This is a genomic window from Dactylosporangium sp. NPDC049742 (assembly GCF_040674675.1).
Lineage (GTDB): Bacteria > Actinomycetota > Actinomycetes > Mycobacteriales > Micromonosporaceae > Dactylosporangium > Dactylosporangium maewongense.
Genome location: NZ_JBFANF010000100.1, coordinates 1 through 21672 on the forward strand (window position 1 = coordinate 1; position 21672 = coordinate 21672).

The following is a 21672-nucleotide window of genomic DNA, read 5'->3' on the forward strand; positions in this document are numbered from 1 at the left end:
GTCGGTGGTGGGCACGAGGGCGGGCCCGCCGGCCGCGGCCGCCGCCGTCCTCGACGAGTGCGTCGCGCTGGTCGGCGCCGCGCCCGCTTCCGACGAGCGGCGGGCGGCGTCGCACCGCGAGACGAAGCGGCTGCTGGCCGCCGGCGCGGACCACACCGGCCGGCACACGTTCAGCAGGTCCGGGTTCTTCGCCCGCCCGCTGCCCGGCGCGGCGGTCGACGCGCTGCTCCGGCAGCTGTTCGAGGACCGCCGCCCGGGACAGTCGCGGACCCTGGACCTCATGCCGATGGGCGGCGCCTACAACCGTGTCGCGCCGCACGCCACCGCGTTCGTCCACCGCGGCGAGCGGTTCCTGGTGCACCACGTCGCCACCGCCGACCCGGGGTCCGCACCCGAGGCGCTGCGGTGGCTGGACGGCTCCTACCGGCTGCCCGCGCCGTGGCGGTCCGGTGGCGTGTACCAGAACTTCCCCGACCCGGACCTGCCCGACGCCGCCGAGGCGTACTTCGGCGCCAACCTGCCCCGCCTGCGGGCCGTCAAGGCGGTGTACGACCCGGACGGCTGCTTCGGCGCCCTGTAGATCACGGTGCCGGGTTCTCACCGTGGGTCGCGGGCCTGACAGGATGATCGTCCACGACGAGGGGGCAACATGCTGGAAGTGCTCGACGATCCGGTGGGGCAGTCGCTGCTTGGCGCGCACGCGCACCTTGCCCGGCGGGTCGGCGACGCCGCGACGTACCAGGAGGGCGTCTCGACGTTCGTGGCGGTGCCCGTGCGGCCGGCGCCGGCCGACTGGGACGACCTGGCGAAGCTGCTGGGCAGCGGCGGGTTCGCCGACCTGTTCAGCGCCGACGTCACGCCTCCGGCGTCGTGGGAGCCGGTGTTCGAGCTGGACGGGTTCCAGATGGTCCTCGACCGGGCGCTGCCGGAAGCTCCCGCCGACGGGGTGGTGGAGCTCGGTCCGGGCGACGTGGAGGACATGCTGGCGCTCACCGAGCAGGCGCGCCCCGGGCCGTTCTGGGCGCGGACCGCCGAGCTCGGGGCGTTTCACGGCGTGCGCGAGGACGGCGCGCTGGTCGCCATGGCCGGCGAGCGGCTCCGGCCGCCGGGATGGACCGAGATCAGCGCCGTGTGCACCGCGCCGCACGCCCGCGGCCGTGGCCTCGCCGCGCATGTGACGAGGGCGGCGATCGACCGGATCACCGCGCGTGGCGAGCGTCCGTTCCTGCACGTCGCGTCGAGCAACACCGGCGCGATCCGGGTGTACGAACGGCTCGGCTTCGTGGTCCGCCGGCCCGTCCGGTTCCACGGCTACCGCGTGCCCTGACCGTGTACCCCCGTGGCGGCGGGACGGGCATCCGCCGGTGCGACATCGCCCGGTCGCGATGTTCCAGACGTCCACCGCCGTCGCGGTGGTCGCCGCACACCGGTCGGCCGCTCCGGCGAGCCGTGGAGGCGAGCCGCCCGAGCCGGGCGGCCGCCGGGCGGTGACCCGTCGCCCGATGACTGTCCGCAACCGCCGTGCCACGCTCGGCTCACCAGCGGACGGGAGACGGCTCGGCGAGATCGCGCTGTCCACGATCCTGACGGCCGTGGCGGGCATCGGGGTGTCCGTGGTGGTGAGCCTGGCCCTCGTCGCGGTCGCGCGGCGGGGCGCCCGGCTCGCCACCGCCCGTCAGCTGCTGTGGCCGATCGGCACGGTGGTGGTCTTCGTGGGCTACTTCTGGAGCTTCAGCGTCGCGTTCCCCTGGCTGGACGCCCGCCTGCCCGGCATCGTGAACTTCCTGATCCTGATCCTGCCGGTGATCTGGTTCTTCAAGTCGATCTGGCTGGTCGTCACCGGCCTCTTCCGCGCCGACGACGGGCATCCGCTGCTGGCGCCGATCACCTCGACGATCACCGCCTGGATCTTCGGCGCGCTGGCCCTGCGCGGCGCGCAGCCGGTGGGGATGCCGCACCCGGTCTGGCTGGTCACGGTGCTGGGCGGGCCGCTGTCGATCACGATCGTCGCCTGGATCGCGACGCGGCGGCTGAAGCGGCTGTACCCGGAGCACTACCCGTTCCGCGACGGCCCGCTGGCGTGAGCAGGCTGCCCGCTGGCACCGGCGGAGCGGGGCGGTGCTGAGGGTGTGGCGGCGCGGCGGGTGCGCAGGAGGGCCCAGCCGACGAGGGCGGCGGCGGCCGTCGTCAGCGTCAGGCCGGCGACGGTGACCGCCTCGTCGAACTGGGCGGTCTGCGCGGCGGTCCAGTGCGGTGCGGTGATGGTGCCGGTGAAGAGGGCGGCGAGGATGGTGCCGGTGACCGCGACGCCCGCGCCGGAGGTCACCTCGGTGGCGGTGTCGGTGAGGGCCGCGCCGATCGTGGTCCGCTCCGGCGGCAGGCCGCGCAGCACGTTCACGCCGGCGACGACGCCGACGACGCGGAGGCCGGCGGCGACCAGTACCAGCGCGGCGGCGACGAACACGTAGCCGGCGCCGTGCAGGAGGGTGAAGACGGCGAGCCCGGCCACGACCGAGGTGGCGCTGATCCAGGCGGCCCGCTCGAGGCCGGCCCGCCGCACGAACGGGTCGACGAACAGCCCGCCCGCGATGAGGACGGCGACCTGCGGCAGCATGCCGAGCGCGGCGTGCGCGGGCGTCCAGCCCCGGCCGAGCTGGAGGTCGAGGGTCACCATGTAGCCGAGGCCGGCCGTCGCCAGCCCCGCGGCGGCCTTGTACGCCAGGCCGCTCGACACCAGCGGGTGGGCGACGAGGCGCAGGTCGAGCAGCGGGTGCCGGGCGGTCCGCTCCCGCACGGCGAACAGGGTCGCCGCGGCGACGGCCCCGGCGGTCGCCGCCCACCCGGCCCGCGGGCCGTCCTCGACGAACAGGGTCGGCGTGAGCAGCGTCAGCACGATCGTGGCTGTGCCGAGGAGCGCGCCGGGGACGTCGACCGGGTCGCGGTGCAGCCCGGCCGGCGTGTCCGGGGCGATGCCGGCCCGGACCCCGGCGATGGCGAGCACCGCGATGGGCGCGTTGACCAGCAGGAGCGTCTGCCAGGGCAGGGCGGCGAGCACGAAGCCGCCCAGGGAGGGGCCGACCGCGAGGCCGGCCAGGCCGACGGTCGAGATGAGGGTCATCGCGCGCACGCGCAGGCGGTCGTCGTCGAACAGCCGGAAGGCGAGGGCGGCGGAGCCGGGGGTCGTCATCGCCGCGGCGACGCCCATGACCGCCCGGACGGCGATGAGCTGCCCGGCGGTCGTGACCAGCGTCGTCGCCAGGCTCGCGGCGCCGAGCAGGGCCAGGCCGGCGAGCATGACGCGGCGGCGGCCGAACCGGTCGGCGACGGCGCCGAAGGCCAGCATCAGCCCGCCGAACGCGACGGAGTACGCGCCGGTGACCCACTGCAGCGCGACGGTGGAGGCGTGCAGGTCGCGGCCGATGGTGGGCAGCGCGACGGTGAGGATCGAGTTGTCGAGCATCTCGAACAGGAACACGGCGGCGAGCCCGGTCAGAGCGGGCCACGCCTGGCGGAGCGAGGTGGGGGGCCATGTGTAGAGCGTAATACAAACTTAGTGCGCACCCTAGAAATGTGGTGCGGTACACTTCAGGCATGGCTGGCACCGGGCTCCGTGACCTGAAGAAGGCGCGCACGCGCCGGCTCATCGCCGAGACCGCCGCCCGGCTCTTCGCGGAGCGCGGCTATGAGCGGGTGACGGTGAGCGAGGTCGCCCGCGCGGCGGAGGTGGCGGAGCAGACGCTCTACAACTACTTCCCGACCAAGGAGCACCTGGTCACCGACCGCGAGCAGCAGATACAGGACCAGCTCGGCGAGCTGATCCGGGCCCGGCCGGCGGGGACCAGCCCGGCCGCCGCGGTCCGCGGCTTCGTCCTGGAGACGGTGGCGGCGATCCGAGACATGCCGGCCGAGCTCGCCCGCGGCAACCTCGGGTATCTGGCGGCGATCAGCCCCGCCGTCCACCGGCTCGCCCTGGAGATGAGCGACCGGCAGGCCACCGCGCTCGCCGCCGCCATCGCCGAGACGTCGGACGTCGCGCCGGCGGTCGCCCGCCTGCAGGGGATCGCCCTCGCCGGCGTCTTCCAGATCCTCATCAGCGAGTCTGGTCGCCGCACCCGCGACGGCGAGTCGCCCGCTGACCTCGCTGACGCGCTGTATCCGCAGGTGGACGGCCTCCTGGCCGAGCTGGACCGCTGGCTGCGGTAGCCGGGATCTGCGCGCTGTCAGTGCGCTGTCAGCGGGGCTCGCGATGGTCCTCATGCACGCCACAACGGCGGGCACCCGGACCAGGGAAGCGAGCCCACCATGCAGACGTTCGACACCCCCGCCCCCATCTCCGCAGTCCTCGACATCCCCGCCGGCCGCGTGCGGTTCATCGCCGGCGAGCGCGCCGACACGACCGTCGAGGTGCTGCCGGCCGACGCCGCCAAGGGCCGCGACGTCAAGATCGCCGAGCGGACGACCGTCGAGTACGCCGACGGCGTCCTGCGGATCGAGGCCGACGCCGGGCACCAGATCCTCGGGGCGTCCGGCTCCGTCGACGTGACCGTCCAGCTGCCGGCCGGGTCCCGGCTCGAGGTGAAGGCGGCCAGCGCCGACCTGCGGGCCGCCGGCCGGTTCGGCGACGTCGCCTACGACGGCGCGCACGGCGCGGTCGACCTCGACGAGGTCGGCAGCGTCCGGCTCACCACGCTCGCCGGCGACGTCAGCGTCGGCCGCCTCAACGGCCCCGCGCAGATCAGCACCGCCAAGGGCGACATCCGCATCACCGAGGCCGTCCGCGGCGAGGTCGTGCTGCGCACCCAGGCCGGCGACGTGACGGTCGGCGCCGCGCCGGGCGTGTCCGCCGCCCTGGACGCCGGCACCAGCCACGGCCGCATCCACAACGCGCTGAGGAACACCGGCACCGCCGACCTGACCATCCGCGCCACCACCGCCACCGGCGACATCGCCGCCCACAGCCTGTAGAAGGAGCACCACCATGACGAACCTGGCCATCGCGGCGCACGGGCTGCGCAAGTCCTACGGCGACAAGCTCGTGCTCGACGGCGTCGACCTCGAGGTCCCCGCCGGCACGATCTTCTCCCTGCTCGGACCGAACGGCGCCGGCAAGACCACCGCCGTCAAGATCCTCTCCACGCTCGTCTCGCCCGGCCCGGGCTCCGGCGGCATCCGGGTCGGCGGTCACGACCTCGCCGCCGACCCGCAGGCCGTGCGCGCCGCGATCGGCGTCACCGGCCAGTTCTCCGCCGTCGACGGGCTGATCACCGGCGAGGAGAACATGCTGCTCATGGCGGACCTGCACCACCTGTCCAAGCGGGACGGCCGGCGGACCGCCGCGCAGCTGCTGGAGCGGTTCGCGCTCACCGACGCGGCGCAGAAGCCCGCCTCCACCTACTCCGGCGGCATGAAGCGCCGCCTCGACCTCGCCATGACCCTGGTCGGCCACCCGCGGGTCATCTTCCTCGACGAGCCCACCACCGGCCTCGACCCGCGCAGCCGGCACAACATGTGGCAGATCATCCGGGAGCTCGTCGACGACGGCGCCACCGTCTTCCTCACCACTCAGTACCTGGAGGAGGCCGACCAGCTCGCCGACCGGATCGCGGTGCTGCACGGCGGGAAGATCGTCGCCGAGGGCACCGCCGGCGAGCTGAAGCGGCTCGTCCCCGGCGGGCACGTCCGGCTCCGCTTCACCGACCCGGTCGCCTACCAGGCGGCGGGCCTGGCGCTGCGCGACGCCGCCCGCGACGACGAGTCCCTCGCGCTGCAGATCGCGAGCGACGGCAGCCAGCGGGACCTCCGGTCCATCCTCGACCGGCTCGACGCCGCCGACGTCGAGGCCGACGAGCTGACCGTCCACACGCCCGACCTCGACGACGTGTTCTTCGCCCTGACCGGCGACGCCCGCACCAGCGCCCACACCACCAACAAGGAGACTGTGTGATGAACGCCTTCGCCGTCCGGGACTCCGGCACGATGCTGCGCCGCAACCTGCTGCACGCGCGCCGCTACCCGTCGCTGACCCTGAACCTGCTGCTCACCCCGATCATGCTGCTGTTGCTGTTCGTGTACATCTTCGGCGACGTCATGGGCGCCGGGATCGGCGGCGGCCGCTCGGAGTACATCGCCTACCTGCTGCCCGGCCTGCTGCTCATGACCATCGGCAGCACCGTCATCGGCACCGCGGTCTCCGTCTCCAACGACATGACCGAGGGCATCATCGCCCGCTTCCGCACGATGGCGATCCACCGCGGCGCCGTCCTCATCGGCCACGTCATCGGCAGCGTCCTGCAGTCGGTGGCGAGCGTGGTGCTCGTCGGCGCCGTCGGCGTCGCGATCGGCTTCCGGTCCACGGACGCCTCGGTCCTGGAGTGGCTGGCCGCGTTCGGGCTGCTGGTGCTCTTCGCCCTGGCGGTCACCTGGATCGCGGTCGGGATGGGCCTGATCAGCCCGAGCGCCGAGGCGGCCAGCAACAACGCGCTGCCGCTGATCCTGCTGCCGCTGCTGTCCAGCGCGTTCGTGCCGATCCACGCCATGCCCGGCTGGTTCCAGCCGATCGCGAAGTACCAGCCGTTCACGCCGGCCATCGAGACCCTCCGCGGCCTCCTGCTCGGCACCGGCATCGGCTACAACGGCTGGCTGGCGGTCGCCTGGTGCGCCGGGCTCGCGGTGCTCGGCTACTTCTGGTCGACCTCGAAGTTCAACGGCGACGCGCAGTAAGCGATGCGGTACGCGATCGAGGCCGGCGGTCTGGTCAAACGGTTCGGGGACGCGGTGGCGCTGGACGGGGTGGACCTGCGGGTCACCGCCGGACAGGTCACCGCCGTCCTCGGCCCCGCCGGGGCAGGCAAGACGACCCTCCTGGCGGTGCTGGCGGCGTCGGTACGACCTGATGCCGGCTGGACGAAGACGGCCGCGCCGGTCCTGCTGCTCGACGAGCCCGCCGCCGACCCCGCCGGTGACCTGGACCGGGCCGGCACGGTGCTGTTCACGACGCGGGACCCCGCGCAGGCCGAGCGGTTCGCCGACCGGATCGTGGTGCTGGACCGGGGCCGCGTGCTCGCCGAGGTCCGGCCGGGGGAGCTGCGGCGGCGCGTCGGCGGCCAGATCCTGCACGTCCACCCGTCGGTGCCGGCCGACACGGACGCGATCACCCGGATCCTCACCGAGCTGACCGGCGCCGTCCCGGCCCGCGACTCCGGTGGCCTGCTCACCGTGCCGGCCACCGACCCGATGCTGCTGTCGGCGCTGGTGCGGCGGCTGGACGCGGCCGGCGTCACCGCCGACGAGCTGGGCCTGCGCCGGCCCACCCTCGACGAGGTCCTCGCCGCGCTCACCGGGTCGCCGGGATGACCCCCTGAGACCGGCGGCCAGCCGGTGCTTCGGCTGGTGGTTCGGCTGGTGGTTCGGCTGACGGTTCAGCCGGTGGTTCGGCCGGCGGTTCAGCCGGTGGCGAGGGCGACGACCCGGGCGATCGCGTCGGGTCTCGGCGTGCCGGCGCCGCGGCGGTACGCCTCCGCGTAGCCGTCCGCGCCGAGCCGGGCGGTCAGCCGGTCGGCGAGGGCGCGCAGCTCGGGCTCGCCGTGGTCGAACTCGCCGCGGATCGCCTCGCTCATGCCGAGCGCCGCGGCCGCGTCCCCGGGCCGGTCCCGCAGCGCGAGGAGCCCGGCGAGCAGCTCGGCCGCCCACGCCAGGCCCGCGCTGTAGCCCTGCGCGACGAGCGACGCGACCGCCTCGGGCAGCAGCGCCGCGGCCCGCGCCACGTCCCCCTCGGCGAGCCGGTTCTCCAGCCGGGTGCTGACGATGAGGTCGCGGGCCAGCGGCTCGGGGATGGCGCCGCGCCGCACCAGTGCCTCCAGCTCGTCGAGGGTCCGGTCGGCCCGCGCGAGGTCGCCGGCGAGGCGGTGCACGTTGGCGAGGCCGACCAGGATGTTGACCTCCATCCGGCGGTGGCCGCGCTCGCGGGCCCGGCGCTGCGCCGCCCCGATGTCGCGCAGCGCGCCGTCGATGTCCCCGCTGCGCCGGCGCTCCCGGGCCAGCCGCGCCCGGCTCAGGTACAGGTAGTCCTCGACGCCGAGCTCGGAGCTGAGCACGACGGCCCGCTCGAACGCGGCGATCGCCGGGCCGTGCTCGCGCCGCAGCGAGTGGTCGCGGCCCAGCGGCAGCAGGCTCAGCACGAGCCCCCAGCGGTCGCCGACCGCCTCGAACCCTTCGAGGGCGGCCCGCCGGGACGCGGCGCCGGAGCGCAGGTCGCCCTCCTCGGTGAGCAGGAAGTCCTTCGCCCAGTGCGCGCTCGCCCGGATCCACGGGTCGGCCGAGTCCAGCGCCTCGAGCAGGTCGGACTCCTCGGTGGTGTGCGCCAGCTGCGTCATGCGCATCAGCGGCCGCGCGGGGTGGAACTCGCGGGCGCCGGCCGAGTCGACGTCCATGCTGGCCCGCACCACCCCGAACGCCGTCCGGGCCTGCTGCGGCAGCGCGCCGCCGTAGCGGAGGTACGTCTCGAACTGGGCCGTCATGCCGCTCATGCCCCAGTACCAGAACATCGCGCCGACGAACCGCTCGGCCGTCGCCGTGTCGCCGGCGTCCACGGCCAGCCGCAGCGCGTGCGCGAGGTTGTCGTGCTCGGCGTCGAAGACCGCGATCGCCGCGAGCTGGTCCCGGGTGCGCAGCAGCGGGTCGTGCGCCTCGGCGAGGTCCCGGTAGTAGCGGCGGAACCGCTCGCCGATGTCGTCGCCATCCTGGCGGGTCAGCGCGTACGCGCGGACCGTCTCCAGCATCTGGTACCGGTCGCCGGACCGCCCGGCGATCGACTTCTCCACCAGCGCGTCGAGCACGTAGAAGATGTCGCGGGCGGGCAGCGTACCGTCGGCGCAGACCGCTTCCAGGGCCGCCGTGGTCGCGCCGCCGGGGAAGGCCGCCAGCCGGCGGGCGAGGACCCGCTCCGGCTCCTCGAGCAGGTCCCAGCTCCATTCGACGACGGCGAGGAGGGTGCGCTGGCGGGGGAGCGCGGACCGGCTGCCGGAGCTGAGCAGGCGGAACCGGTCGTCGAGCCGGCGGGCGATCTGGTCCACGCTCATCGACCGCAGCTTCGCGGCGGCGAGCTCCAGCGCGAGCGGCATCCCGTCGAGCCGCCAGCAGATCTCCACCACGTGGTCGACCGTCGACTCGTCGAGCGCGAACCCGGGCCGCACCGTGGCCGCGCGGTCCACGAAGAGCCGCACCGCCGCCGCCCGGGCGGCCTCCTCGGGCTCCACCGAGTCGCGGGGCACGTCGAGGGGCCCGAGGTGGCACAGCGCCTCGCCGGTGATGGCGAGGGGCTCGCGGCTGGTGGCGAGGACCCGCAGCCGCGGCAGCCGGGTCAGGAGGTGGTCGGCGAGCTCGGCGGCGGCGTCGACGAGGTGCTCGCAGTTGTCCAGCAGCATCACGGCGTCGCCGACGTCGAGCAGCTCCACGACCCGGTCCAGGGTGGTGTGGCCGCCCTCGTAGAGCCGGCCGTCGGAGGCGTTGAGGGCGGCGACGACGGCGTCGGCGAGGTGGTCGGGGTCGCTGACCGCGGCGAGGGACACGAACCACACCCGAGCCCGTCCGCCCCTCGCGGCCTCCAGCACCAGCCGCGTCTTGCCGGCGCCGCCGGGACCGACGACGGTGACGAGCCGGTTGGCGTCCAGAAGCGCGGCGAGCTGCGCCAGCTCCGCGTCCCGGCCGACGAAGCTGGTGAGCTGCGCCGGCAGCCGGCTCGGCGCGACCGTCCCGGCCCGCTTGGCCGGCAGCTCCATCTCGCCGCGCAGCAGCGCCAGGTGCAGCTCCTTCAGCGCGGCGCCCGGGTCGACGCCGAGCTCGTCGCCGAGCCGTCCGCGGATCTCCTCGTACACGGCGAGGGCGTCGCTCTGGCGGCCGGTCGCGGCCAGGGCCTGCATCCGCAGCCCGGCGAGGCGCTCGCTCAGCGGGTGCTCGGCGGCCAGGGCGCCCAGCCGCGGCAGCACCTCGGCGGGCCGGCCCAGCTCCAGCTCCGCCTCGAACAGGTCCGTGGCGACGTCGCGCCGGCGCTCGTGCAGCCCGGCGGCGACGGTCCGCGCGAACGGCGCGTCCTGCAGGTCCGTCAGTGCCGCGCCCCGCCACAGGCCGAGCGCCGCGTCGAGGGTGACGGCCGCCTGCGCGGGCGCTTCCCGCCGGCCCTGCGCGGCGAGGTCCTCGAACCGGTGCGCGTCGACGTCCTCCCGCCGCACCGTCAGCCGGTACCCGCCGGCGACGAGCTCCACGCCCCCGGCGTCGCCCAGCGCCCGCCGCAGCCGGGACACGAGCCCCTGCAGCGCGGCCGCCGCCCCGGCCGGCGCGTCCTCGCCCCACAGGTCGTCGATCAGCAGCTCCGCCGACACCGGCCGGCCCGCCTCGAGCGCCAGCCGGGCGACCAGCATCCGCAGCCGTACCCCGGCGATCTCCACCGGCGTCCCGGCCGGCGTATGGACCTCAAGTGGACCAAGGACGGCAATTCGCACGGCGCAAAGCTAACCAGACCCGGCTTCATCGATGCCGTGAGGTGCGCACAGCACGCTCCGCAGCGCGGCGGGCACGGGGCGTTTGCCGGAGCCGTCGGGGGCGACGGTGACATACACGATCTTCGCGGCGCAGGTCTCGACGCCGTCGCGGCGGACGGTGAAGTGGATGTCGAAGCTGGTGGTGCCGATCCGGCCGGGGCGGACGGTGAGCTCGACGGCCTCGCCCCAGCGGACGCCGGAGCGCCAGTCGATCTCGGAGCGGACGAGCTGGAAGTCGAGGCCCTCACGGGCCAGCGTCTCCCCGTCCAGCCCGTGGTGGGCCAGGTAGCCGGTCATGGCCTCGTCGAACCAGGTCAGGTACCAGGCGTTGAAGACGACGCCCTGCTGGTCGACCTCGAAGTAGCGCGCCTTCCACGGCATGACGAACGCGTCCATGACGGACGATCCTGCCGCATGCCCGCGCCCGGCGGCTCGACATCACCGCCACGGCACCCGTCATCAAGGCCGACACCACGACGGTCGCGGTGCTCGGTGGCAAGACCCCGAAGCTGGTGGACTCGCCGAGCATGTGGCACCCCACCGCCGAGTGCGGCAAGCGGGTCGCGGCCACGGCCGGCTCCACCAAGGATGCGCTGCACCTGCGGGAGCGCACCGGCGACGCCGAGCTGAGCAAGGCCGGGATCTTCACCGGCTCCGACGTCGCGCTCGCCGGCACCACCGGTGGCACCCACAGCGTGCTCTTCGCCCCCGGCAGCTGCCGCCCGCTGCTGTACACGATGGAGCAGCGCACGTTCCAGTCCATCGACCCCGCGACCAGGGCGATCGGCGCCGAGCCGATCGTCACCCTGCCTGCGGGTGGCATCGACGTCCGCCTGTACGACGACCCGCAGACCTGGCAGCCGGTGAAGGACGCCGAGGTGCTCGCCGCGGTCGTCGACAAGCAGATCGTCATCGTCGACCTCGCCGCCCGCACCGCGAAGCTGGTCCCGGCCGACGGCCTGGACGCCTCCGCCCGGGTCATGGCCTGGCTGCCCTGACCGCGGCGGGGTTTTTCCGCCCCCGACCCGGCGACGAACCGGCCGTCGCGATCGTTGGCCGTTACGGGTGGGCGTTCATGGGGTACCCCGTGCGGCATCCGGACGAGGCGGGAGCGAGCTCATGACCGACGCGGTGTATCTGCAGATGTCGCTGGATCTGCCGCGGGAGTCGGCACGGGTGGGGCAGACCCGCCGCATGCTGGATGGTGCCCTGGCCGGGGCGGGCGTCGAGCAGGATTGCCGCGACGACATCCGGCTGGCGCTGACCGAGGCGTGCACCAACGTCATCGAGCACGCCGGCCTCGCCACGACGTACCACGTCGATGTGACCGTGGACGGCGACCGCTGCGTGATCGAGGTGACCGACGACGGCGGCGGCTTCGACCCGGCCGGCGTGCGGCCCGGCGACCTGTGGTCGGACTCGGGGCGGGGGCTGCAGCTGGTCGCGGCCGTGGTGGACGGGCTCGACGTCGTGTCGGTCGACGGGACCGGGACGCTGCTGCGCTTCACCAAGCAGCTCACCTGGCGGTGACCGCCCAGCTGGGGACCGTAGGATGCCGGGCGTGACGACGGCGGCGCGGGCGGCGGTGGCGAGCCTGCCGAAGACGCCCGGTGTGTACCGGTTCCGCGACGAGAACGGCAAGGTGCTGTACATCGGGCGCGCCACCGACCTGCGGCAGCGGGTCGGCTCGTACTGGTCGGACCTGCGCGGCCGGCGGCACCTCAAGCGGATGGTGACGCAGATCGTGCGGGTCGAGGCGGTCGCGTGCGACTCGGTGCACGAGGCGGCCTGGCTGGAGCGCAACCTGCTGGAGCGGTCGAAGCCGCGCTGGAACCGGATCCGCGGCGGCCTGGAGGTGCCGATCTACCTGCGCCTCGACCGCCGCGGCGGGGTGCCGCGGCTGGTCGTCGACTACGGACCCTTCGCGCCCGATGCGCAGGACGTGTTCGGCCCGTACCTGGGCGGGACGAAGGCGCGGCTGGCGCTCAACGGGCTGGGCCGGGTGCTGCCGCTCGGGTACACCGGCGACCGGCTCACCGGCTCCGAGCGCGACATGGCCCGGATCCGCGGCGTCGACGCCGCCGACCGCGACACCCTCGTCGCCACCACGGCCGGGGTGCTGCGGCGGGAGCGGGCCGCGATCGACGCGGTGCGGGAGCTGCTCACACGGCAGCGGGACCGGGCGTCGGAGGGTCTCGCGTTCGAGGTGGCGCAGCGCGTACAGGAGGAGCTCGAGGCGATCGACTGGCTCGTCGCGGAGCAGAAGGTGACGGTCGACGGCGCCGCCGACTGCGAGGTGTACGGCTGGGCCGACGACCTCCTGGTCCGTTTCCACGTCAAGGGCGGCCGGCTGTGCACCTGGACGCAGCGCGACTGCCGGGAGGCCAACGCGCAGCGGTTCCTGGAGCGGACGCCGGCGGCCTGGGCACCGTTCGCGGCCCGCAGCGCCGAGCTGGCGAGCCGGCTGGCCGTCGCGCACGCCCGCTGATGGACCGGCCGCGCTTCCAGGATCCGCAGGTCAGCCTGTACGAGCTGGCGGCGGACGACATCCTGGTGGGGTGCCCGCGCTGCGGCGGCCGTGCCGTGAACGCCGCACGGCCCACCGGGAGCCGGTGGGTGGCGTCGTGGCCGCGCCGGCTGACGTGCGCCGCCTGCGGCTACGCCGCCGCGTGGGAGCCGCCCGGGGCGACCTCCGTGTGGGGCGGCCCGGTCGACCCGTTCTTCGGCGGGCCGCTGTGGTTGCGCGCCGAGTGCTGCGGCGGGCGGGTCCTGTGGGCGTTCAACCGGCGGCACCTGGACATCCTCGACGGCTTCGTCGGCGCGAAGCTGCGCGAGCGCGGCCCCGGCCCGGGCGGGTTGACGCTGGTCGCTCGGCTGCCGGCGTGGATGACCGCGGCGAAGCACCGCGCGGAGATCCTGCGCGCCGTCGACCGCCTCCGGGCGACGCTGGAGAACTGAAGTCGCACTGGGTGTGCGCCGTCTGTGAGCGCGACGTGACCCGGGGCTTTCGAGCGCGCAACATGTTGGTAACAGGCACTCCGCAGACTCGACCCGCACCGGAAACGTCCGAGCAATCAAGCCTGCGGCGCCCCCTGATCCATCCCTGAGCCGCCCCGGAGGAGCAACGCTGTGTCGTATGTGACCCCACCTGAACTCGCCAAGAAGATGATCGACGCCGGTGAGGCGAAGGTCTTCATGTCCACCCGGGACACGCTGATCCGGGCGTACATGGCGGGTGCGATCCTCTGCCTCGCCGCCGCGTTCGCGGTCACGGTCACCGTGCAGACGGGCCAGCCGATCGTCGGCGCCCTGCTCTTCCCGGTCGGGTTCTGCCTGCTGTACCTGCTGGGCTTCGACCTGCTGACGGGGGTGTTCACGCTGGTGCCGCTCGCGCTGATCGACAAGCGGCCCGGGGTGCGTTTACGCGGCGTGCTGCGCAACTGGGGGCTGGTCTTCGTCGGCAACTTCGCCGGCGCGCTGACCGTCGCCGTGATGATGGCGGTGATCTTCACCTACGCGTTCACGGTCGAGCCGAACGCCGTCGGCCAGGCGCTCGGCAAGATCGGTGAGAGCCGGACGGTCGGCTACGCCGACCACGGTGCCGCGGGCATGCTCACCCTCTTCATCCGCGGCGTCCTGTGCAACTGGATGGTCTCGACCGGCGTCGTCGCCGCGATGATCTCCAGCAGCGTGTCCGGCAAGGTCATCGGCATGTGGATGCCGATCCTGGTCTTCTTCTACATGGGCTTCGAGCACTCCATCGTCAACATGTTCCTCTTCCCGTCCGGGCTGATGCTCGGCGGCGACTTCTCGATCGCGGACTACTTCATCTGGAACGAGATCCCGACCGTCATCGGCAACCTCGTCGGCGGCATCACGTTCGTCGGCCTCACCGTCTACTCGACGCACGCCCGCACCGGCGCCTCCCGCCGCGTGCCTGTCGCCGAGCAGGCGGCCGAGGAGGAGCCGGTCCTCGTCAAGTAGCTACGGGTACCCGCCGAACGAGTGGCCGCCACCACCCATGCTGCTCGGCCAGGTGGTGACGTGCACACCCGACCGGTAGCGCTCCGGGGGCGGCTCGTAGGGCGGCCACGGGTCGTCGCGCCCGTTGCGCTCCGCGACGGTCCGGAAGTGCTCGTGCTCGTACCGGAACCGCCGCTCGGTCAGGGCGGCGCGCAGCTTCGTGCCGTCGGGGTCCTCCCGGTCGTACCGGTCGAACTGCTCGGTGAGGAACAGCAGCGGGAGCAGGGCCGGCTCGTCGTCCTCGGGCAGGTAGCCCGCGTCGACGACGGCCGCGACCGCCTCCGGCTCCAGCTTGACCGCGCGGGCCAGGATCGCCCGGCGCATCCACAGGCGGTGGAGGTCCTGCAGCGAGTCGCCGGTCCCCGCGCCGAGGTCGCGCAGGGACCGGCGGACCGCCGCGGCGATGTCCTCGGGCGGGTCGGTGTCCAGGAACGCCAGCACCAGGCCGACGACGGTGTCCTCCCTGATCTCCGGCGCTTTGCGGGCGCACGCCAGTTGCAGGACCCGCCCGTCGGGGTCGTGCTCGCGGTACGCGTCGAACTGGCGGGTGAGCAGCAGCAGGCCGGACGTCCAGGCGGGCCGGTAGCCGGCGTCGCGGGCCGCGGCGGCCGCCTCGGGGTTGCCGAGGACCGCCTGGTCGCACACCACCGCGACGGCCTTCGGCGACGTGAACCCGCGCAGCGCGTGGCGGCACAGGTCGAGGGCGGCCTCGGGCAGGTCGGTGCCGGCGTACTCGACGAGACGCGCGGCGAGCGCCCCCTGGTCGAACGCGGGCAGCAGGTCCTGCCGCTGCTTCAGCACCGCGAGCAGCGCCAGGTCGACGTCGCCGGGGTCGGCGGGCGGGCGGGGCAGCTCGGGGTTGGCCAGGACGATGCGCAGCAGCGCCCCCTGCTCGCCGAGCCACATGTCCTGCCGCGCGTCCCGCCCGGCCGGCGCGGTGCCGATGAACCGGTGGCCCGGCCGCGCGTAGGGCCGGACCGCGACCTCCAGGGCGTCCAGCAGTCCGGGCTGGTCCGTGTCCGCCAGCAGGTCCGTCAGCCGTTGCCGCAGCCGCTCGTGCGGGAACCCGACGGCGGCCTCGACGATGCTCTGGACATACGGGTCGCCCTGGTACACGCCGCTCGGCGGGTCCGCGGCGGTCTGCGGCAGGCACGCGGTCAGCCGGACCTGCGGCCGGTAGGCCGAGGTGGGGTCCGGCTCGAGCAGGAACTCCAGCACCGGGGCGACCTGCGCCGGCCGCTCGTGGTTGCCGAACCGGAACGACGCCGCGCTGAGCAGGAACCACGCCCCGCGCCACACCTTCTCGCGGTCGTCCCCGCCGGCGGCCCACCACCGCTCGACCCGCTCCCGGGCCCGGCGGTCGCCCTCGTACACCGCGGCGGCCAATGCGTGCCGGACCCTGTCCTGCCTGCTCGATCGACGGAACACCATCGTCCCATCATGCTATCCGCGCGGCCGCCGCGCCCCGCGGTCGTGCTTTACCGGGGCGTCATTCATCGGCATGCTTGGATGATGGACGACGCCGTCAAGTTGGGGGCACTGCGCAGGCGGCTGGCCGAGGAACTGATGGAAGCCCATCGGGAGGCCGGGGAACCTTCGTACAGTGTGATCGCGGGACAGGTCGGGATCTCGAAGTCGACCGTGTTCCGGGTGCTGAACGGGATCGGTGAGCGGTCGCCGAAGTGGCACCACGTCGACGACATGCTCGAGGTCTTCGGGCGCAGCGACCGGGAGGTCGAGCGGCTGCGCGCGCTGTGGGTCGAGATCCGCGCGCTGGAGAAGGCCGCCGGTCCGTAGCGACGGGCGGAAAGCGGCCGCGCCGCCGCAGCCCGGGACCGGCTGCGGCGGCGCGACGTTGGTCAGGCGAGACCGTTCAGGCGTCAGGCGAGACCGTTCTTGATGGCGGTGATGAGCTCGCCGTTGCTGGTGTCGCCGGAGAACTCCCAGAAGAAGGCTCCGCCGAGGCCCTGCTGCTTGGCGTAGGTCATCTTCCCCGCGATGGTGGCCGGGGTGTCGTAGCCCCACCAGTTGCTGCCGCACTTGGCGTAGGCGGTGCCGCCGGCGGTGCCGGTGGCCGGGCAGGAGTTCTTCAGGACCTTGTAGTCCTCGATGCCCTGCTCGTACGTGCCGGGCGCCGGGCCGGTCGCGGTGCCGCCCGGGCCGGCCTGGGTGACGCCGGTCCAGCCGCGGCCGTAGAAGCCGATGCCGAGGAGCATCTTGTTCGCCGGAACGCCCTTGGACTTGAGCTTCTGGATCGCCGCGTCGGACCAGAAGCCCTGCGTCGGGATGCCCGAGTAGGAGTTCAGCGGCGAGTGCGGTGCCGTCGGGCCCTGCGGGCTGAAGGCGCCGTAGTAGTCGTAGGTCATGGGGAAGACCAGGTTGAGCTTGGAGATGCCGGCGGCGTAGTCGGCGGCGTCGAGCTTGCCGCCGTTGGAGCCGTCGGCCGAGATCGCGGAGGTGACCAGGAAGTTCTGGCCGAACTTGTTCCGCAGCGCCGTGATGACGTTGTTGTAGCTGGCCGGGCCGCTGGCGTCGCAGCTGAGGCCACAGGCGTTCGGGTACTCCCAGTCGATGTCGATGCCGTCGAAGACGTCGGCCCAGCGGGAGTCCTTGACCAGGTTGTAGCAGGAGTTCGCGAAGCCGGTCGGGTTCGCCGCCGCCTGCGTGAAGCCGCCGGACCAGGTCCAGCCGCCGAACGACCAGATCACCTTGATGTTCGGGTACAGCCGCTTGAGCTTGCGCAGCTGGTTGAAGTTGCCGCGCAGCGCGCCGGTGTCCCAGGTGTCCGCGACGCCGTCGACCGAGTCGGCCGCGGTGTACGCCTTGTCGTAGTCGGCGTACGAGTCACCGATGGAGCACTGCCCGCCGCTGGTGTTGCCGAAGGCGTACAGGATGTGGGTCAGCTTCGCCGCCGAGCCGCTGGTGACGATGTTCTTCACGTGGTAGTTGCGGGCGTAGACGCCCCACTCGGCGAAGTAGCCGACGACGGCCTTGCCGCCGGGCGGCGGCGGCGAGGTGGGCGGCTGCGACGTCGGCGGCTTCGAGGTGGGCGGCGGGGTGGTGGGATCGGTCCCGCCACCGCAGACCCCGTTGTCGGCCCACACGCCCCACTGGCCGCTGGCGGTCGGCACCTCGTTCGTGGTCCACCACTTGGCGGTGTAGTTGTGGCTCTGGTACGAGACGACGTTGTCCTTGACGTAGACGGCCGACGCGCTCCATGCCGGAGCACATGCGGCGGCGGCGTTTGCCTGGACCAGTGGCACGATTGCGGTCGCTCCGGCCACGGCGGCGACGACGGCCCCGACCAGGAGGACCTGGCGAAGGGATCGTTTCACGTTCACCTCACCAACAGTTAGGAAACTTTGTTAAAAGCGTGTTGAGACGGTAGACACATCAACAACCATCAGTCAAGACGGCGATCGATTTCGGCACGCCGCGGCCCGAGGTCAGGGCAGGGACAGCACGATGCGGTCGACCGACGGCGCGTGCCCGTCGGGGTTGGCGACCGAGATGGTGTTGCCGCCCTTGCGCAGCTGGACCTTGAGCGTCGACGCGGTGCAGCACGTCGAGCCGCCGTTGAGCGTGACCCGCTGCGGGTCGCGGCCGTCGACCGTGACGACGGCGGTCCTGGTGCGCTCGTTGTCGATGTTCACGTGGTAGAGCTTCAGCGTGTACGTGCCGGCGACCGGGACGTCGACGTTGTTGAAGCGCAGCACGCCGTCGCCGTCGCGGCTGCCCCAGTCGCCGAGGTTGCGCACGATCGAGCCGCCCGAGGCGCCGGGGTAGCGGTCCACCCACGCCGAGCCGCCGAGCGTGTTGCCGGGCGCCTCGGCCTCGAACGAGACCGGCCCGAACTTCGGCGGCGGGGACGTCGTCCGCGCGGCGGCCGGGGACGAGGACGCGGGCGCGGACTCCGAGGGTGTGGCCGGCGCGGGGGTCGGCGTCGGGGGCGGCGCGTCGGTGGGTGACGGGGCGGGCGAGGGCAGGCCGACCGGCGGGGCGACGGGGGCGGGATCCTCGTCGCCGAAGTACGCCGCCACCGCCAGGATCACCAGCAGCGACACGGCCGCGGCGACGCCGGCCACGATCAGCCGCGACCGCCAGAACACCCACAGCCCGCGCAGCTCCGACGGCTCGTCGGCGACGTGCCAGCCGTCGCGGTCCGGTGCCGCGGCCCAGTCCGCCGCATCGTCCGGCGTCTCATCTGCAGGGACGGGATCGTCCTGGATGATGGGATCGGGAGCGGCGGTGGCGGCCGGGTCGGGGCGGAAGGTCCCGCCGGCCGCGGCACGGTCCGGATCGGCGCCGAGCCCGGCGAGCCACGGTGGCACGCGCAGCGGTTCGGCGTCTCCGTCGCCAGCCGTCATGGACCACGAAGATAGTCACCCCGGTGCCCCTTCGCCAGCCGGGAGACGCGCCGTCATGCCCGCAGCAGGGCCACCGCCGCCGGGTCGGACGCCAGGTCGGCGGGGCGCTGCCCGCGGTCGTTCACCGCCCGCGGGTCGGCGCCGGCCCGCAGCAGCGCCCCCACCAGGTCGGCGGCGCCGTCGGACGGCGACCTCGCCGCCGCGTGCAGCGGCGTCTCGCCGACGATCGTCCGCGCGTTCACGTCCAGGCCGAGCGCGAGCAGGCGGGGCAGCAGCCGCGGGTGGTCGAGCGAGCCCAGGGCGTGCAGGAGCGTGACACCGCCCCGGTCCGCGGCCGGCGGGAAGCCGTCGCCGAGCAGCCGCAGGACGCCGTCGGTGTCGCCGTACGCCACCCGCTGCCACAGCTCGTCGTGCAGGTCCTGGACCGGCGGCGGCAGCCCGGCGTCCCGGCGCCTGCCGGTCCGCCAGCTCAGCAGCACGTCGGCGCAGCCCTCGGCCGGTCCGCCGAGCGCGGCGAGGGCCTCCTCCCGGGTCAGGTCCGACGGGTCGTGGTCCAGCGGGTGCCACTGCCCGTCGCGGGCGGCCAGCCGGTGGACCCGCCCGCCGCACCGGACCGGCACGACGGCGGGCACCGGCGGGCCGTACCGCTGCCGCGACCGCGACCGGCCGGGCAGGAGGGCGTCGTGGACGAGGGGATGCAGGGCGTCCGGATCGATGAGGCCGTGGCGGACCAGCTCGGCGTCGAGCGGCTCCTGCCAGTCCGAGACCTGCAGCAGCGGCGCGTTGCGCGGCGGGGGCCCGGCGACGACCGTCGGCTGCTCGCTCAGATCCAGCCAACCCTCGCCGAGGTCGACCGCCCCGGCGCGACTGCCGCGCCGGTCCAGCAGGGCGCGGGCGGCCGGCACCAGCCTCGACCAGACCAGCGGGTAGCTCGCCAGGCTGAAGTCCGACCGCGGCTCGGCCAGCCCGGCGGCGTCGATCCCGGCGGCCGCGGCGGCCTCCCGCTGCCGGCCGGTCGTGTGCGGGCAGACCGCCTCGGTGCCTACCGGCTCCGGCCCGCACAGCGCGCGCAGCCCGGACGCCCGCCGGACGTCCCACAGGTGCCGGTCGATCAGCTCGGCCGCGGGGGAGACGCCGCCGTCGAAGCGCAGCTGGAACCGGCGCCGGCCGCCGCTGCGGGGCCCCTGGACCAGCAGGATGCCGAGCCCGCCGGCGAGCCGGGTCATCGGGACGGGCCGGCTGGCGGCCGGCCACGGGTGGTGCCCGTGCAGCGGCTCGTGCCAGCGCAGCAGGTCCGGCGCCAGGTGCCGCAGGTCGTCCTCGACCGCGGCGGCGACCTCGCGGCCGTGCTCCCGCTCGACGGCGCGCAGGTCGATGTCGGGCGTCACGTACGCGGCGGTGCACGCCCGGCGCCAGTCCCCGGTGAGCCGGCGCTCGGTCGCCGCCTCGATCACGGCGGGCGGCACCCCGAACCGCCGGTGCCGCAACCACGTGCGCACGGTCTGCGCGCTGGGCGGCATGGCGGACATCGGCGCTCCCGGGGTCGGCGGACGGCCGCCAACGCTATCGCGCCGGGTCCGGATCTTCGTCGTGTAGCTTCGGGTTGAGCACCGCACCGACGTGAGGACGACCGTGAGCACTGCACTGCCCACCGCGCGCACCGCGGACCCCCAGGACGCACCGCCGATCAAGTGGGGCGTCATCGCGCCCGGCTGGATCGCGGACCAGTTCGCGGGCGCCGTCCACCGGCACTCGAAGTCGCGGGTGGTCGCCGCCGGCTCCAGCTCGCTCCAGCGCGCCGAGGAGTTCATGGCCCGGCACGGCGGCGGCCGCGCCTACGGCTCCTACGAGGCGCTCGTCGCCGACGCCGACATCGACGCCGTCTACGTCGCGTCGCCGCACAGCCACCACCACGAGCAGACCCTCCTCGCGCTGCGCGCCGGCAAGCCGGTCCTGGTCGAGAAGGCCTTCACGCAGAACGCGGCCCAGGCGGCGGAGCTCATCGAGGTGGCCCGGGGCTCGGGGCTGCTGCTGATGGAGGCGATGTGGAGCCGCTTCCTGCCGCACTACGACGTCGTGCGGCAGCTGCTCGCCGACGGTGCGCTCGGCGACGTGCAGACGGTGATCGGCGACCACGGCCAGCATTTCGAGATCCCGCCGACGCACCGGCTGCTCAACCCGGCCCTGGCCGGCGGCGCCCTGCTCGACCTCGGCATCTACCCCGTCTCGTTCACCTCGTTCGTCCTCGGCGCCCCCGAGGAGATCCAGGCGACCGGCACCATGACCACGACCGGCGTCGACGCCCAGGTCTCCGCGGTCCTGCGGACCGGCAGCGCGCACGGCATTGTCTCCACCACCCAGACGGCCGCGTCACCGACCACCGCGAGCATCTCGGGCACCGCCGCCCGGATCGAGCTCGCCGGCCCGTTCTACCAGCCGCAGGCCGTCCGCCTCACCACCGTCTCCGGCGACGTCAGCGAGTCCGCCCCACCCGCGATCACCGGCCACGAGGGCCTCGTCCACCAGGCGGCCCACTTCGCCGACCTGCTCACCGCGGGCGCCACCGACTCGCCGCTGCTGCCCCTCGCCGAAACCCTGACGATCATGCAGACCCTCGACGAGATCCGCCGCCAGATCGGCCTGGTCTACCCCAACGAGTAACCCCGCCGGCCGAACCGGGTCGGTCACGTGGGGTCCCCGGCTCCTGAGGCGGCGTTCAGGCGTCGTCGACTCCGGCGACGCCGTGC

Annotated in this window: 22 protein-coding genes; 15 read left to right on the top strand and 7 right to left on the bottom strand. The window is 74.0% G+C overall.

Annotated elements, in window-relative coordinates; genetic code table 11:
- From AB0J72_RS55255 to AB0J72_RS55265, 3 genes are all read left to right on the top strand, one after another.
- A partial coding sequence (locus AB0J72_RS55255) for a BBE domain-containing protein (RefSeq protein ID WP_363416166.1) occupies positions 1-580 on the top strand: 580 nt, incomplete at its 5' end.
- Between the two features lie 69 nt (positions 581-649).
- Positions 650-1327: a GNAT family N-acetyltransferase gene (locus AB0J72_RS55260; protein WP_363416169.1), complete on the top strand. Its 678-nt coding sequence runs from the start codon at positions 650-652 to the stop codon at positions 1325-1327.
- 175 nt (positions 1328-1502) lie between these two features.
- Positions 1503-2084, top strand: coding sequence for a hypothetical protein (locus AB0J72_RS55265; RefSeq protein WP_363416172.1), 582 nt, complete (start codon positions 1503-1505; stop codon positions 2082-2084).
- Here AB0J72_RS55265 and AB0J72_RS55270 read toward each other — a convergent pair.
- Complete coding sequence (locus AB0J72_RS55270; protein ID WP_363416175.1) at positions 2054-3475, bottom strand: MFS transporter; 1422 nt, start codon at positions 3473-3475, stop codon at positions 2054-2056. The two genes, AB0J72_RS55265 and AB0J72_RS55270, sit on opposite strands and share 31 nt — an antisense overlap.
- Positions 3476-3591: 116 nt before the next feature.
- Between AB0J72_RS55270 and AB0J72_RS55275 the strand changes: the two genes are divergently transcribed.
- From AB0J72_RS55275 to AB0J72_RS55295, 5 genes are all read left to right on the top strand, one after another.
- Complete coding sequence (locus tag AB0J72_RS55275) at positions 3592-4203, top strand: helix-turn-helix domain-containing protein (protein WP_363416178.1); 612 nt, start codon at positions 3592-3594, stop codon at positions 4201-4203.
- 99 nt (positions 4204-4302) lie between these two features.
- Positions 4303-4965 carry a DUF4097 family beta strand repeat-containing protein gene (locus AB0J72_RS55280; protein WP_363416181.1) on the top strand — a complete coding sequence of 221 codons (663 nt, stop codon included), beginning with the start codon at positions 4303-4305 and terminating at the stop codon, positions 4963-4965.
- A gap of 13 nt (positions 4966-4978) precedes the next feature.
- Positions 4979-5944: an ATP-binding cassette domain-containing protein gene (locus AB0J72_RS55285; RefSeq protein WP_363416184.1), complete on the top strand. Its 966-nt coding sequence runs from the start codon at positions 4979-4981 to the stop codon at positions 5942-5944.
- On the top strand, positions 5944-6720 hold the full coding sequence (locus AB0J72_RS55290) for an ABC transporter permease (RefSeq protein ID WP_363416187.1): 777 nt from the start codon (positions 5944-5946) through the stop codon (positions 6718-6720). The genes AB0J72_RS55285 and AB0J72_RS55290 overlap by 1 nt, the downstream gene beginning before the upstream one ends.
- Positions 6721-6723: 3 nt before the next feature.
- Complete coding sequence (locus AB0J72_RS55295; protein WP_363416190.1) at positions 6724-7353, top strand: ATP-binding cassette domain-containing protein; 630 nt, start codon at positions 6724-6726, stop codon at positions 7351-7353.
- 89 nt (positions 7354-7442) lie between these two features.
- Here the strand turns inward: AB0J72_RS55295 and AB0J72_RS55300 are convergent, their stop codons facing one another.
- Together AB0J72_RS55300 and AB0J72_RS55305 are read right to left on the bottom strand one after the other, a co-directional pair.
- The gene (locus AB0J72_RS55300; RefSeq protein WP_363416193.1) at positions 7443-10496 is read right to left on the bottom strand and encodes a BTAD domain-containing putative transcriptional regulator; all 3054 of its coding nucleotides are present in this window, start codon (positions 10494-10496) and stop codon (positions 7443-7445) included.
- A 9-nt stretch (positions 10497-10505) separates the two neighbouring features.
- On the bottom strand, positions 10506-10931 hold the full coding sequence (locus AB0J72_RS55305; RefSeq protein WP_363416197.1) for a thioesterase family protein: 426 nt from the start codon (positions 10929-10931) through the stop codon (positions 10506-10508).
- A gap of 89 nt (positions 10932-11020) precedes the next feature.
- On the opposite strand from AB0J72_RS55305, the gene AB0J72_RS55310 reads away from it, so the two are divergent.
- From AB0J72_RS55310 to AB0J72_RS55330, 5 genes are all read left to right on the top strand, one after another.
- Complete coding sequence (locus AB0J72_RS55310; RefSeq protein ID WP_363416199.1) at positions 11021-11533, top strand: hypothetical protein; 513 nt, start codon at positions 11021-11023, stop codon at positions 11531-11533.
- Between the two features lie 121 nt (positions 11534-11654).
- On the top strand, positions 11655-12065 hold the full coding sequence (locus AB0J72_RS55315; protein WP_363416202.1) for an ATP-binding protein: 411 nt from the start codon (positions 11655-11657) through the stop codon (positions 12063-12065).
- 31 nt (positions 12066-12096) lie between these two features.
- Positions 12097-13023: a GIY-YIG nuclease family protein gene (locus AB0J72_RS55320; RefSeq protein WP_363416205.1), complete on the top strand. Its 927-nt coding sequence runs from the start codon at positions 12097-12099 to the stop codon at positions 13021-13023.
- On the top strand, positions 13023-13493 hold the full coding sequence (locus AB0J72_RS55325) for a hypothetical protein (RefSeq protein WP_363416208.1): 471 nt from the start codon (positions 13023-13025) through the stop codon (positions 13491-13493). The genes AB0J72_RS55320 and AB0J72_RS55325 overlap by 1 nt, the downstream gene beginning before the upstream one ends.
- A 171-nt stretch (positions 13494-13664) precedes the next feature.
- Positions 13665-14519 (top strand): formate/nitrite transporter family protein, encoded by an 855-nt coding sequence (locus AB0J72_RS55330; protein ID WP_363416211.1) that lies wholly within the window; start codon positions 13665-13667, stop codon positions 14517-14519.
- On the opposite strand, the gene AB0J72_RS55335 is transcribed toward AB0J72_RS55330, so the two are convergent.
- Positions 14520-15989: a hypothetical protein gene (locus AB0J72_RS55335; RefSeq protein WP_363416214.1), complete on the bottom strand. Its 1470-nt coding sequence runs from the start codon at positions 15987-15989 to the stop codon at positions 14520-14522. It lies immediately after the preceding gene.
- A gap of 81 nt (positions 15990-16070) precedes the next feature.
- On the opposite strand from AB0J72_RS55335, the gene AB0J72_RS55340 reads away from it, so the two are divergent.
- Positions 16071-16355, top strand: coding sequence for a helix-turn-helix transcriptional regulator (locus tag AB0J72_RS55340; protein WP_360573894.1), 285 nt, complete (start codon positions 16071-16073; stop codon positions 16353-16355).
- An 83-nt stretch (positions 16356-16438) separates the two neighbouring features.
- Here AB0J72_RS55340 and AB0J72_RS55345 read toward each other — a convergent pair whose 3' ends face one another.
- The 3 genes from AB0J72_RS55345 to AB0J72_RS55355 form a co-directional block, all read right to left on the bottom strand.
- Entirely contained in the window at positions 16439-17893 is a 1455-nt protein-coding gene (locus AB0J72_RS55345) for a glycosyl hydrolase family 18 protein (protein WP_363416217.1), read from the bottom strand.
- 111 nt (positions 17894-18004) lie between these two features.
- Positions 18005-18925 carry a hypothetical protein gene (locus tag AB0J72_RS55350; RefSeq protein ID WP_363416220.1) on the bottom strand — a complete coding sequence of 307 codons (921 nt, stop codon included), beginning with the start codon at positions 18923-18925 and terminating at the stop codon, positions 18005-18007.
- 53 nt (positions 18926-18978) lie between these two features.
- Positions 18979-20454, bottom strand: coding sequence for a hypothetical protein (locus tag AB0J72_RS55355; RefSeq protein WP_363416223.1), 1476 nt, complete (start codon positions 20452-20454; stop codon positions 18979-18981).
- Between the two features lie 103 nt (positions 20455-20557).
- On the opposite strand from AB0J72_RS55355, the gene AB0J72_RS55360 reads away from it, so the two are divergent.
- Positions 20558-21586, top strand: coding sequence for a Gfo/Idh/MocA family oxidoreductase (locus AB0J72_RS55360; RefSeq protein WP_363416226.1), 1029 nt, complete (start codon positions 20558-20560; stop codon positions 21584-21586).
- The last annotated feature ends 86 nt before the right edge of the window (positions 21587-21672 follow it).